This is a genomic window from Scandinavium sp. (genome assembly GCF_032012665.1).
Classification (GTDB): Bacteria; Pseudomonadota; Gammaproteobacteria; order Enterobacterales; family Enterobacteriaceae; genus Scandinavium.
Genome location: NZ_DALZVG010000015.1, coordinates 35,889 through 49,077, shown reverse-complemented (window position 1 = coordinate 49,077; position 13,189 = coordinate 35,889). Strand labels below are relative to the sequence as shown.

The window sequence follows — 13,189 nt, the reverse complement described above, 5'->3', positions numbered from 1 at the left end:
CGGATGCGAGTGCTGATCGTGAAAACGTCCTCGATGGGCGATGTGCTCCACACCCTGCCTGCGTTGACCGATGCCGTTCAGGCCATTCCGGGCATTCGTTTTGACTGGGCAGTGGAGGAAGGTTTTGCGCAGATCCCGTCCTGGCACTCAGCGGTAGACAATGTCATTCCCGTGGCGATTCGCCGCTGGCGTAAAGCGTGGTTCTCCACGCCGGTGAAAGCCGAACGTCAGGCGTTTCGCCAGAAGGTGCAGGCGCAAAAATACGACGCCATCATCGACGCTCAGGGCCTGGTGAAAAGCGCCGCGCTGGTCACGCGCCTGGCGCGCGGCGTTAAGCACGGTATGGACTGGTCCAGCGCCCGCGAACCGCTGGCGAGCCTGTTCTATAATCGTCGCCATCACATCGAAAAGCAGCAGCACGCCGTTGAACGCACGCGTGAACTGTTTGCAAAAAGTCTGGGTTATCCAAAGCCTGAGACGCAGGGTGATTATGCGATTGCGCAGCATTTTCAGCATTTACAGGAACAAACCGCGTCACCGTATGTGATATTGCTGCATGCCACCACCCGCGATAATAAGCACTGGCCCGAAACGCACTGGCGTGAGCTTGTTCAACTAATGCAAGCCAGCGGATTCCAGATTAAACTGCCGTGGGGAGCCAGCCATGAGCGTGAGCGTGCCGAGCGGATTGCCGCAGGCCTGAGCCATGTGCAGGTGCTACCAAAACTCACGCTTGCTGAGGTTGCCGCTGAGCTAGCCGGTGCGCAGGCCGTTGTCTCCGTCGATACGGGACTGAGCCATTTGACAGCCGCTTTAGACCGCCCCAACATTACGCTCTTTGGCCCGACAGACCCGGGTTTGATTGGCGGCTACGGCAAAAATCAACAACAATATGCCAGCCCAACGGGCAAGATGGGAGATATCACGGCCGATGCGATTTTTAACGCCTTACAGCGAAACCTGCAACGTACGGGCAAGGAAACGTAGTCAATGAGCTATGTGCTTTTGTTTATCCTCTTTCTTCCGGTAAAGCTGCTGGGAAAGCTGTTTCGCAAAGAGACGGGTAAAAACCTTGTCATCCAGACGGCAAAGATTGGCGATTTCGTCAATGCCACACCTTTGCTCAGCCACCTGAAGAAGAGTGATGTGCTGATTAGTCGGGCCGTGGAGCCGCTGGCTGGCCGCGACGATACCATCGGGACGATCTATCTCATCGGTAAAATGAAGCGCAACGTGTTCGCCAAACTCAGCTTTGCCTGGCAGATTATGAATCGCTACGACAACGTGTATTTGCTGCAGCCTAACAGCACGAATTTATTTTTTGCTGCCGTCTGTAACGCCAAAAACAAGCAGTTCTTAAGTATTTACACGCGCCGCTGGTATCACGCCATTTTCTACATGGCGGCGGATGGCGTCGTTGAGCACGGGAAACAAACGCTGTCTGTCACCAATTATTTGCAGCTGGCCGATCGCTCATTGAGCTGGCAGGATGCGCCAAAACATGCCACATATCCGCTGTATCGCCCGCAAACGTGGCCTGTAAGTCTGGACAAAGAAGGCGTGATTCGCATCGGCCTCAGTATTTCCGCCGGGAATAAAGCTAAAACCATTCCGCCTGCTATCTGGCAGCGTATCTTTGACACCCTGAGCATTTTGCCCTGCCATTACTATATTTTTGGCACCGAGAACGAACAGCCCTGGCTGGACGAGCTCTATCGGACGATCGGTGAACAGCCCAATATCACCAGCCTCCTCGGGCAGCTTCCTCTTGAAGACGTGCCGTGGGCTATCTCAAGAATGGATTGTTATATTGCCTCTGACTCGGGCAACGTTTACGTTGCCGATGCGGTTAACGTTCCTGTTGTTCTGCTATATGGCCCGTGCTGCTACCGCGAGCAGCGCCCGCTGGGCGAAACGTTGCTGATCGGCAAAGATGAAAACATCTGTTCGTATGTGTTTGAGACGCGGTACTACTTTGATAAAACACGCGAAGAGCTGTTTGCCATCGGCGAGGAAGAACAATCACGGCTTTTCCAGTTCGTGTCCAGCCTGCCGCAGGCTGTTAAAATTGCTAACTCTTTGATTTCCGGAATTTGATCAGGTGACCTTTCTCAGCGTCATTATTGCGGCCCATAATGCGGAAAAAACGCTTGCTGGTGTGCTACATAGCCTCCTTGATGCGATAGGGTCTGAAGCAGAACAGACGGAAGTTATCATTATTAATGACAACTCTGTTGATTCAACCCAGAATATTATTGAGCAATGGTCTGCACGCTTTCCTCACTTCATTACCCGGCAGGTTTCTTACTGTAATGTCGGAATGGTACGTAACGAAGGTATCCAGCAATCTTCCGGGCAATATATTTTTATGCTGGACAGTGATGATTTGCTTAAGCCTGGAAGCCTGCAGGATGCAATTAATTTTTTACGACCTCATCTGCCAGATATGCTGATCACCCATCTTCTGGAAGTTCGCGATCTTTCTAAAATCACTCCCGAATGGGGTGGATTTAATCCTGTATCCCTTACGACAGATGAAGCAATCACCCGGTTCTTAATTCATAAGGATTTCCAGGCTCATCTGGGAGGGCAGTTTATCCATCGCGAATTGTTCGAGAAATACCCCGTTCCCGCGATTTCCTGTTATGAAGACTTTGCAGTATTTCCGGCAATGCTTGCCACATCACGTAAAATATATTTTCAGCGCAATGGCCATTACTATTACGTCAAAACAGGATCAAGCCTCTCCAGTGATATCACCCCAGATAAAATCGCTCATCTGGTTGACTGTACATTGAAGATGGAAGAGATCTTTCCTGATAAGTTTGAATCGCTTATTAACTGCCATTGGTTTGATATTTTTACTAACCATTGGAAACATCTGACATCTTCTCAGCGTGAAATAGTTCGGAAACGCGTTAACAAAATGTATTCATGGCGTTTTTTCATGTCAAAAGATGTGCGTTTCAGCTATAAAAAAAGGGTGTTAAAAGCATTATGGAAAAAGTGAGATTAAGAATTTATCAGCTCACGCTGGCACTTACCCTTATTTCGCTGGCATTAGTTTTAGTAAGCTCAGGAAAACAGAGGGAGTTTTTCTACATTGCCGTTTATGCCAGTATTATTGGTTTGATGTGCGATTATAAAGGCATCACCCTCAGATCTTTTAGCATTGCTTTGCCTATTTTGTTGATTGGCCTATTGAATGTAGTCTGGTATTTCACTTATGAGTATCATAATGAAGGGCTAAACTTTTACAGCGACTATCTTGGGGCCGGTAAAAAGCTTATTCTGGGTAGTGTACTGGTGTTTTATATCGACAGTTTCAGGCATTATGTCTCCTCTCGTTATTTCCAGCGCTGGCTTCTGCTGGCAACAGGAACAGGTTTCGTATTGGCTACCGGGTTTGCGTTTTGGCAGGCCATGCATGGTATGGGCCGTGTAGAAATGGGCATCAACCGTGCAACGCTTTCTGCCTACCTATACTCCATGCTGTCTCTTGCCTTCGTCTACAGCCTGTTTATACAACGCACAAAAATAGCCTACGCGCTGGCCGGACTGGTCATCATTATTGCTTATGCGGTGGTGTTACTCACGGGAACTCGTGCAGCAATGGGATTGTATCTGGTCGTTACTCTTTTGGTCACGCTTTTCCATTTCCGGAAAATACATCTTAAACCAATCATAATGCTACTGTGTGTGCTTGCTGGCCTGATTGCGCTTAGCTATAAACCGCTCATTGCACCTAAAATCGCCCAAACGCAGACTGAGATTACCCGTTTCCAGGACGGTCAGGATGCGACTTCATTGGGCGCTCGTTTTTCAATGTGGACGGTTGGCATCGCCAATGGATTAAATCACCCGTTGGGTCAATCCATGGAAGAGCGAGGTAAATGGACAAGCGAGTACGTTAAAAAGCACCCTCATCTTGCATCCTCGATGATTTTTATGAATGTCCATTTACACAATGAGTTTATTGAGAAATATTCGCTTCAGGGCATACCCGGCATTATTTTGCTAATGTTCTTTTTTGTCTCATTACTATGGCAGGGGCTTAAGCATCAAAACGGCCTCTTATTGACTGCCACTCTTTTGCTGCTCGGCTATGGGCTCACAGATGTCATCCTTTTGAGCTCTGAAGGGGTTATATTTTTCATAACAGTCTTTGCGCTAAGTTCCCGCATAGAGAAAAACTCGTCCTGATAGACTGCTTTATAAAACGCCGGTTATCCGGCGTTTTGATTTTTCACCTGATAAAACTCCGCCAAAGTCATTCCCTGTGTCCGCTGCGCAAGCCAGGCGAAGAGCGTCTCCAGATCCTGATACAGCCCTTCAATTGCCGCTTCGTCTTTAAACGTCGGGCTGCCGCCGGGCATAAATTCTGACGAGTGGAGCATAAATTCTACGTAGTCGTTTCCCTGAGCCAGGCATTTCTCAGCGACTTTGATCATCTCATCCGCATTACCGCCCGCAGGGCGCAGCCAGTTGACGGAAGGAGAGCGATATTTGCCACGCAGGCGGTCGTAACCTTGCTTTACGCTGTTCAGCCAGCCGGGATGTTTGTACTGAATGCTCATCGGCACTTCCAGCAGCGGACTGTTTCCCGGCTGATGGATAGCTTCTGTGTCCATAAACCAGGCGCTGTCCGGGAAGTGCTGATAATCCGTTCCGCCCTTGCCCTGCGGGGCTCCCTTCGCGTTGCGCCAGTTCACCCGCGGCGTCACTGAGCAGTCAACCTGATAACCAAGCTCGATCAGCAATTTTGCGTAGCGGCTGTCGAATGCCCAGCGACCGGCGCGGTGGCTGAGCATTTTCGTCTGGAAGGTTTTCTCAAGCAGATCGGTCATAAAAAGCACTTTTTCGCGCAGTACCGTATCCGGATATTCAATCAGATAGGGCTGCCAGCGCCAGTCATCGCCGGTCAAATCATACTCCGGCGGGCTGTTCCAGGCGTGCAGGTGCATGCCGACCTCCCCCTGGCCACGGGCAATCACATCTTTGGCAAACTCGATATAAACCGGATCGACCGCCATCTCATAGTTCGTCAACCAGACCGGCTTGAAACCGTATTTTCCACACAGAGCCTGGAAGCGCGGCAGGTATCGGGCATTTTCAGTTTTAATTTCCCGATGGTTTTGCCAAAGGTTGTCGCCTTCAGTATCGATGGTGATGATAAAAGCAGGTTTGGTCATAATGATCCCATGGTGAATGAGGGTTAGGGCTATGTTACGCACTCTCATCTTATAGAGTAAACAGTTGCCAGGAAAAAGCTGACATTGCTGAGAAAGGATGCAACTCCGCATCATGTCTATTAGAATTGCAGGCAATATGCTCCCAATAAGATGATGATGAACAATTCACTTAACGTGTCCGATTTACGCATTCTTTTGATTAAATTACGTCATCATGGCGACATGCTCCTGACCACCCCGGTGATCCACTCTCTGCGTCAGCGCTGGCCCGATGCGCAAATCGATGTCCTGCTGTATGAGGAAACGAGGGATATGCTGGCCGCGCACCCCGACATTCATCAGATCTACGGTATTGACCGCAAATGGAAAAAGCTGGGTACCCGCGGGCATTTGCAAAAAGAGTGGCAGTTGCTGACGACGTTGCGCAACCAGCGTTATCAACTGGTTCTTAACCTTGCCGACCAATGGCGAAGTGCCATCATCACTCGTTTTACTGGCGCGCCAGTGCGAATTGGCTTCGATTTTAATAAGCGCCGGGGCTGGTTCTGGCGGCATTGTCACACTGCTCTTGCGTCCATAAACGGGCATAATCAGATGCATACCGTTGAGCAAAATCTCTCGATTCTTGCTCCGCTGGGCATCCCTCCTGTCAGCTCGGTCGCTATGAGTTATGAACCGGAAGACTGGCAAACCGTTTCCGGCAAGCTGCTCGAAAAAGGCGTGACTGAGAAGTTTGTCGTGGTACAGCCTACCTCCCGCTGGTTCTTCAAATGCTGGGATGAAGGCAAAATGGCGCAAACCCTCACTGCGCTCCAGCAGGATGGGCATACGATTGTGCTGACTTCCGGCCCGGACAAAAAAGAGCTGGCAATGATCGACACCATTCTTGCGGCCTGTCCTCAGGAAGGCGTCGTGTCGCTGGCCGGGCAGTTAACGCTTCGTCAATTGGGTGCGCTCATTGACCACGCCGCGCTTTTTATTGGTGTAGATTCTGTGCCAATGCATATGGCTGCCGCATTGCAGACGCCGTGTGTGGCGCTTTTTGGCCCTTCAAAACTCACCTTCTGGAGCCCGTGGCAGGTGAACGGAGAGGTGATTTGGGCTGGCGAGTACGGCCCACTTCCGGATCCTGATGCGGTGGATACCAACACCAAAGAGCGCTATCTGAATGCCATTCCGGTCGAACGCGTGGTGGCCGCTGCAAGGAAATGCCTGTCATGAAAAAACATCGCCTGGCCATTGTCCGGCAAAAATATCGCCCTGACGGCGGCGCCGAGCGTTTCGTCTCCCGTGCGCTGAGCGCGCTCAGCAATCAGGATCTGGAGCTCAACGTCATCACTCGCCAGTGGCAGGGCGAAAAGCAGGACGACTGGCATATTCACATTTGTAACCCGCAGAAATGGGGCCGCATCAGCCGCGAGCGCGGTTTTGCCCAGGCGGCGCGTAAACTCTGGCAGGCCGAACAGTTTGATATTGTGCAAAGCCATGAGCGAATTCCGGGTTGCGATATTTATCGCGCAGGGGATGGCGTTCATCGCCGCTGGTTACTGCAGCGTCAGCGCATCTTACCCGCCTGGCGCGGGAAAATGCTGATGCTCGATCGCTATCATCGCTACGTGATGGGTGCAGAAAGGGCCATGTATCAGGCGCCAGAGCTGAAAGCCGTCATTTGTAATGCGGAGATGGTGAAGCAGGAAATTATCGAAGATTTTGGCGTAGACGCAAAAAAAATCCACGTGATTTATAATTCTATAGATTCCAGCCGCTTCGTTCCGGCAGACAGCGTGCAAAAATTTGCGCTACGTGAAAAACTGGCTATTCCCGAGAACGCCGTGGCGTTCTGTTTTGTGGGGTCAGGATTTGAACGTAAAGGGTTGGCGGCTGCGATTAACGCCATTGCCAGCACCGATCGTTATCTGATTGTCGTCGGTCAGGACAAGGCGGAAAAGCACTATCATGCGCTGGCACGTTCAGCTGGGTGTGAAGATCGCGTTCGCTTTTGCGGTATGCAAAAAGAGACATTGCCGTTTTATCAGGCGGCAGACGGTTTACTGTTGCCAACCCTGTACGATCCGTTTCCGAATGTCATTCTGGAAGCGATGGCCTGCGGGTTGCCTGTCATTACCTCACGCACCTGCGGTGGGGCTGAATTTATTGAGCAAGGAACAAACGGTTTTGTCTGTGATGCGCTGGATATCGCCCGGCTACGGGACGCCGTGATGGCAATACCGGTGCAGAACTACGATAACAAAATGGGCATGGCTGCTCGCCATAAAGTCATGGATGCAACGCCGGAGCGGCTCTCAAGTCAGCTCATTACGCTTTATCAAACTTTACTGGATTAATGATGCGCATCCTTATGGTTATTGACGGTTTACCCGGCGGAGGTGCTGAAAAAACAGTGCTGACGTTGTCGCGTGGACTGGTAGAAATGGGTCATCAGGTATCACTGTTCTCCTTGCGCAAAGTGTGTGACTACGCCATTCCGGAAGGCATCGACTATCAGATCGTTCAGGATAACTGTAAAAAACCCTGGCGGAAGGTGACGGAACTGTGGCGCCGCGCTCGCTTGTTGGACGAAGCCATCATTAAAGCGCAGGAAAAGGGGCCGTTTGATATCGTTTTCTCCCACCTGCATAAAACGGATCGCATCGTCGCGCGTACCCGCGTCATTAGCCGCGATAAAATCTGGTACTGCGTTCATGGCATGTTCTCGTTTGCTTACCTTCGCCATCGCCGTGCCCCGTCACGTTGGTTTAAGCGAACCAAAATACGCAGGGTCTATGAAAACGCGCAGGTTGTCGCGGTATCTAACGCCGTACTTCATGATCTGACCCAAAATCTGCGCATCACCCTTAAGCGGGATGCGGTTATCCATAACCCCTTTGATATTGCACATATCCAGCAGCTTGCCGCTGAACCTTTTGCGTTCGAGGGACAGGAGTACGTCATCCATGTCGGTCGTTTCCATGAGCATAAGCGCCACGATCGCCTGCTGCGGGCCTTCGCTAAAAGTGGCATTCCGGGTCAGCTGATCATGATGGGGAACGGCAGTCAGAAGCATATTGAGCAACTGAAAGCATTGGCAAAAACGTTAGGTATTGCTGACAAAACGCAGTTCCGAGCCTTTGTGCCGAATCCCTATCCGTGGATCAAGAATGCCCGACAGCTGGTGTTGAGCTCGGATTGTGAAGGGTTCGGTAACGTGCTGGTTGAAGCGATTATTTGCCAGACGCCACCCGTGAGCACGCGTTGTCCCGGTGGACCGTCCGAAATTCTCAATGGTGAGCTTGCTCGCGGTTTGAGCGAAATGAACGATGATGGCCTTGCTAAAACCATGTGGGACATCTGGCAAAATCCACCTGCTATCGATAACAGCACCATTTCTACCTACGGGATTGAGGCTATCTGCCGTCAATATATTGCGCTTGCGGGCACTAAACAGTAATCAGGTATTGTATGCAACACCCGACCTCACCACTGCTTAGCGTGGTTGTCGCCGTCTATAACGGCGAAAAATTTTTAGATCAGTTCTTCTCCTGCCTCGCTGCACAAAACATTGAGAGCATGGAAGTGATCATCGTTAATGACGGTTCCACCGACGGCTCAATGCTCATCGTCGAGAAATGGCGCGAGCAGCTGCCACAAATCCAGGTACTCGAGCAGGAAAACCAGGGGGTATCTGTTGCCCGCAATACCGGACTTGCCGTGGCAACAGGACAATATCTCTCTTTCCCGGATATCGACGATTTCTTCAAGCCGGGTATGTATCAGCATCTGCTGGACCTGGCGTTAAAAAACCAGCTGGATGTGGTGACCTGCAACGGAAACTACGTCTGGGAAAATGACAAAAAACCAATCCGTCCGATTTTCCCGCCGGAAAAATTGCAGTCCACCGGTGTTCTGAGCGGCCCGACGTGGCTTAAGCAGGCGCTGGATTCACGTAAGTTCCTGCACGTCACCTGGTTGAACCTGTATCGCCATGACTTTATTCGACAGCATCACTTCCATTTCGAGCCGGGCCTGCGTCATCAGGACATTCCCTGGACGACAGAAGTGTTGCTGGCCGCTGAACGCGTGCAGTATACGAGCGAGCAGTATTACGATTACTACATCCACTCGGCATCCGTATCCCATATGCCGGACACTGACGAGACGCTGATCCGCTCTGCCCGCCACTATATGAAAATTCTGGAGATGCTCGATGCCATCAACCAGCGTTATCCCGAACAGGTGAAAGGCATCGCGGCTTGCCACTGGCAGATAGCCAAAGAGGGGTTGGGGATTATTCATACGTTCGACAATATGAAAGATCCACGTAAAAAAGCGACGATCGTGCGGGAATTCTTCGATCGCGGGATCTGGAAACTGATCTGGAAGAGTGCGAAAAGCCCACGGTTGCGCTGGCGTCTTGGCCGCCGCTACTTCCGTTTGAAACGTTATCTGACCGATTGAACGCCCGTAACCCCAAAGGGATAGCTTTACGCTGGTTTAATGCTTAGAATTTGCCCGCCGAATGATAAAAACGGATAACTCGCTTGGAATTTCTTTATACCTTCTTGCTCTACCTGATTCAGCCGCTGGTCTGGCTGCGGTTACTGCTGCGCAGCCGCAAGGCACCGGCGTACCGCAAACGCTGGGCCGAACGCTATGGCTTTTGCAAAAATAAGGTAGTGCCTGAGGGTATACTGCTGCATTCCGTCTCAGTGGGTGAAACGCTGGCCGCTATTCCGCTGGTGCGTGCGCTGCGCCATCGTTATCCGTCACTTCCGATCACAGTGACCACGATGACGCCAACCGGCTCCGAACGTGCGATGTCGGCCTTTGGCAAAGACGTCCAGCACGTTTATCTGCCGTACGATCTGCCCGGCGCCATGAACCGGTTCTTCAACACCACGCGGCCAAAGCTGGTCATCGTGATGGAGACGGAGCTGTGGCCAAACATGATTGCCGCGCTGAACAAGCGCAAAATACCGCTGGTGATTGCTAACGCGCGCCTGTCTGAACGATCTGCAAAAGGCTATGGCAAGCTCGGCAGCTTCATGCGTCGCCTGCTGAGCCGCATCACGCTGATTGCCGCGCAGAACGAAGAGGACGGCAGCCGCTTCCTCTCTCTGGGGCTCAAACGTAACCAGCTTGCCATTACCGGCAGCCTGAAGTTCGATATTTCCGTCACGCCTGAACTGGCGGCCCGCGCGGTGACGCTGCGCCGCCAATGGGCTCCGCGTCGCCAGGTGTGGATTGCCACCAGTACCCACGATGGCGAAGAGAAAATTATTCTCGACGCACACAAAAAGCTGCTGGAAAGCTTCCCTGATCTCCTGCTGATTCTGGTGCCGCGCCACCCTGAACGCTTCGCGGATGCACGTGAGCTGGTGCAGAAAGCGGGGATGACTTTCACCCTGCGCAGCACGGGCGAAATTCCGTCCACGGCAACACAGGTGGTCATTGGCGATACGATGGGTGAGCTGATGCTGCTGTACGGCATTGCCGATCTGGCGTTTGTCGGCGGCAGCCTTGTTGAGCGCGGCGGACACAATCCGCTGGAGCCTGCGGCGCACGCTATCCCTGTTCTGATGGGACCGCATACCTTCAACTTTAAAGATATCTGCGCCAGGCTCCAGCAGGCGGATGGATTGATAACCGTAAGCGATACCGACACGCTGGTAAAAGAAGTCTCTACCCTGCTGACGGATGAAGATTATCGCCTGTGGTACGGCCGCCATGCCGTCGAGGTTCTGCATCAGAACCAGGGGGCGCTCGTCCGTTTACTGGAGTTATTGCAACCTTACCTGCCTCAGCGGAGCCATTAATGTCTGTTCGCCTGTCGGTGGTCATGATTGCCAAAAACGCGGCCGATCTGCTGCCGGAATGCCTGGCCTCCGTGCAGTGGGCCGACGAGATTGTTCTGCTGGACTCCGGCAGTGACGATAGCACCGTTGAGCTGGCGAAAAACCTCGGTGCAAAAGTTCACGTGAATACCGACTGGCAAGGCTACGGCATTCAGCGTCAGCGCGCTCAGGCACTTGCTACAGGCGATTACGTGTTAATGATCGACACCGACGAGCGCGTAACGCCAGAACTCGAACAGGCATTGCGGCAAGCCCTCTCAGCGCCAGAGCCCGGCGCGGTCTACAGTATCGCCCGTCGTAACTATTTCCTGGGGCGCTTTATGCGTCACAGCGGCTGGTACCCGGACCGGGTATTACGCCTGTACGAACGTGAAAAATGGCAGTACAACGACAATCAGGTACATGAATCTCTGGAATGTCGCGGTGCCAAAGTGGTCGAACTGAAAGGTGATTTGAAGCACCTGACCTGCCGTGACTTCGCCGATTTCCAGCGCAAGCAGCTGGCATACGCTACCGCCTGGGCGCAGGAGCGCCATCAGAAAGGTAAGACAACGTCGCTGGCGGGCATCTTCAGCCATACCGTCGGTGCCTTCGTCAAAACGCTCATCCTGCGCGCAGGTTTTCTCGATGGTGCACAGGGCTGGCTGCTGGCAATGGTCAACGCGCAGTATACGTTTAATAAGTACACCGAGCTGTGGGCGCTGGCCCGTGGCTTCAGCAAGAAGGCGTGAGTCATGAGCACAAAAGCCATCTATCCGGGCACGTTTGATCCTATCACCAACGGCCACATTGATATCGTTACCCGCGCAAGCGCTATGTTCGATAAAGTGCTGCTGGCGATTGCCGCCAGCCCGAGCAAGAAGCCGATGTTCGATCTCAATGAACGCGTGGCGCTGGCGCAGCAGGCGATTTCGCATTTGCCTAACGTCGAAGTGGTTGGATTCAGCGATCTGATGGCTAATTTTGCCCGGGCGCAGCAGGCCAATATCCTGATTCGCGGGCTGCGTGCGGTGGCGGATTTTGAGTACGAAATGCAGCTGGCGCATATGAACCGCCATTTGATGCCTGATCTGGAAAGCGTGTTCCTGATGCCGTCGAAAGAGTGGTCGTTTATCTCTTCATCGCTGGTGAAAGAAGTGGCGCGCCACGATGGCGACGTCGCACACTTCCTGCCGCCAGCCGTTCATCAGGCGCTGATGGACAAACTAAAGCCTTAATTCGTAGCCCGGTGGCGGTTACACCTTACCGGGCCTCGAAACCGCGCGTTATTTCTGACAGTGCCGGCAATAAAACGTCGCCCGCTGGGCGTGCTTCGTCGCAATGATGGGTGCACCACAAACCCGGCACGGCTCATCTTTACGCCCATACACCTGCAGCTCCTGGGCAAAATAGCCCGGCTTGCCGTCGCTTTGCAGAAAGTCTTTTAGCGTCGTCCCGCCCTGTTCAATAGAGCGCAGCAGCACGGCCTTTATCACCCGCACCAGCAGCTCACACTCCTCCGGAGAAAGCGAAGATGCCAGCCTGTCAGGGTGAATGCCCGCGGCGAACAGCGATTCGCTGGCATAAATGTTCCCGACGCCAACCACCAGCTTGTTGTCCATCAGCCAGGGCTTGATCGCCGTTTTCTTTTTAGCGCATTTCTCGCGGAAGTAGTCTGCGTTAAATGCCTCGCTGAGCGGCTCCGGGCCGAGATGTGCCAGCACGCTGTGGCCTTCCAGCTCTTTGGTCCATAGCCACGCGCCAAAACGGCGAGGGTCGGTATAGCGCAACACTTTGCCGTTGCTCATCACCAGATCGACGTGGTCATGCTTTTCCGCCGGGCGCTCTTCCGGAAGGATGCGCAGGCTGCCCGACATACCCAGATGGATGATTATCCAGCCGTCCGGTAGCTCCAGCAGAAGATATTTTGCGCGGCGCTGAACGCTGAGCACGGGCTTGTCGCTGAGGCTGTGGATTTCACTGGATACGGGCCAGCGCAGGCGGCCATTGCGAACAATTGCGTGCAGGATGGTTTCCCCAACCAGATGCGGTTCAATACCGCGGCGGCTGGTTTCTACCTCAGGTAATTCGGGCATGACGTCTCCGATGGCTTTGCATGATGCTTTCTATTATGGGGACGCGCAGAAAACAAAAAACCCCGCCGAA

At 52.6% G+C, this 13,189-nt stretch carries 13 protein-coding genes; 11 read left to right on the top strand and 2 right to left on the bottom strand.

The genetic code is table 11. The annotated features are described in order from the left end of the window. Nucleotides 1-3 precede the first annotated feature (3 nt). Genes rfaC through RTU33_RS13330 form a run of 4 tightly spaced genes read left to right on the top strand, consistent with a single transcriptional unit; the run spans nt 4 to nt 4,203 of the window. Complete coding sequence (gene rfaC / locus RTU33_RS13345; RefSeq protein WP_312627971.1) at nt 4-987, top strand: lipopolysaccharide heptosyltransferase RfaC; 984 nt, start codon at nt 4-6, stop codon at nt 985-987. 3 nt (nt 988-990) lie between these two features. Beyond that, nucleotides 991-2,097: a glycosyltransferase family 9 protein gene (locus RTU33_RS13340; RefSeq protein ID WP_312627970.1), complete on the top strand. Its 1,107-nt coding sequence runs from the start codon at nt 991-993 to the stop codon at nt 2,095-2,097. Between the two features lie 4 nt (nt 2,098-2,101). Beyond that, nucleotides 2,102-3,010 (top strand): glycosyltransferase family 2 protein, encoded by a 909-nt coding sequence (locus RTU33_RS13335; RefSeq protein ID WP_312627968.1) that lies wholly within the window; start codon nt 2,102-2,104, stop codon nt 3,008-3,010. After that, nucleotides 2,998-4,203 (top strand): O-antigen ligase family protein, encoded by a 1,206-nt coding sequence (locus tag RTU33_RS13330; RefSeq protein ID WP_312627967.1) that lies wholly within the window; start codon nt 2,998-3,000, stop codon nt 4,201-4,203. The genes RTU33_RS13335 and RTU33_RS13330 overlap by 13 nt, the downstream gene beginning before the upstream one ends. A gap of 23 nt (nt 4,204-4,226) precedes the next feature. Here RTU33_RS13330 and RTU33_RS13325 read toward each other — a convergent pair whose 3' ends face one another. Continuing rightward, a complete protein-coding gene (locus RTU33_RS13325; RefSeq protein WP_312627966.1) occupies nt 4,227-5,192 on the bottom strand; it encodes a polysaccharide deacetylase family protein in 966 nt (321 codons plus the stop codon). Nucleotides 5,193-5,342: 150 nt separating this feature from the next. Between RTU33_RS13325 and rfaQ the strand changes: the two genes are divergently transcribed. From rfaQ to coaD, 7 genes are all read left to right on the top strand, one after another. Continuing rightward, nucleotides 5,343-6,413: a putative lipopolysaccharide heptosyltransferase III gene (gene rfaQ / locus RTU33_RS13320; RefSeq protein ID WP_312627965.1), complete on the top strand. Its 1,071-nt coding sequence runs from the start codon at nt 5,343-5,345 to the stop codon at nt 6,411-6,413. Beyond that, nucleotides 6,410-7,537, top strand: a complete 1,128-nt coding sequence (locus RTU33_RS13315) for a glycosyltransferase family 4 protein (RefSeq protein ID WP_312627964.1) — start codon at nt 6,410-6,412, stop codon at nt 7,535-7,537. The genes rfaQ and RTU33_RS13315 overlap by 4 nt, the downstream gene beginning before the upstream one ends. 2 nt (nt 7,538-7,539) lie before the next feature. Continuing rightward, nucleotides 7,540-8,640 (top strand): glycosyltransferase, encoded by a 1,101-nt coding sequence (locus RTU33_RS13310; protein ID WP_312628042.1) that lies wholly within the window; start codon nt 7,540-7,542, stop codon nt 8,638-8,640. Nucleotides 8,641-8,651: 11 nt separating this feature from the next. Beyond that, nucleotides 8,652-9,647, top strand: coding sequence for a glycosyltransferase (locus tag RTU33_RS13305; RefSeq protein ID WP_312627963.1), 996 nt, complete (start codon nt 8,652-8,654; stop codon nt 9,645-9,647). Between the two features lie 83 nt (nt 9,648-9,730). Then, on the top strand, nt 9,731-11,005 hold the full coding sequence (gene waaA, locus RTU33_RS13300) for a lipid IV(A) 3-deoxy-D-manno-octulosonic acid transferase (protein ID WP_312627962.1): 1,275 nt from the start codon (nt 9,731-9,733) through the stop codon (nt 11,003-11,005). After that, the gene (locus tag RTU33_RS13295; protein WP_312627961.1) at nt 11,005-11,775 is read left to right on the top strand and encodes a glycosyltransferase family 2 protein; all 771 of its coding nucleotides are present in this window, start codon (nt 11,005-11,007) and stop codon (nt 11,773-11,775) included. Before waaA ends, RTU33_RS13295 begins: the two co-directional genes overlap by 1 nt. Before the next feature lie 3 nt (nt 11,776-11,778). Next, on the top strand, nt 11,779-12,261 hold the full coding sequence (coaD, locus tag RTU33_RS13290) for a pantetheine-phosphate adenylyltransferase (RefSeq protein ID WP_312627960.1): 483 nt from the start codon (nt 11,779-11,781) through the stop codon (nt 12,259-12,261). A gap of 48 nt (nt 12,262-12,309) precedes the next feature. Here coaD and mutM read toward each other — a convergent pair whose 3' ends face one another. After that, nucleotides 12,310-13,119 carry a bifunctional DNA-formamidopyrimidine glycosylase/DNA-(apurinic or apyrimidinic site) lyase gene (gene mutM, locus RTU33_RS13285; RefSeq protein WP_312627959.1) on the bottom strand — a complete coding sequence of 270 codons (810 nt, stop codon included), beginning with the start codon at nt 13,117-13,119 and terminating at the stop codon, nt 12,310-12,312. Nucleotides 13,120-13,189: the final 70 nt, after the last annotated feature.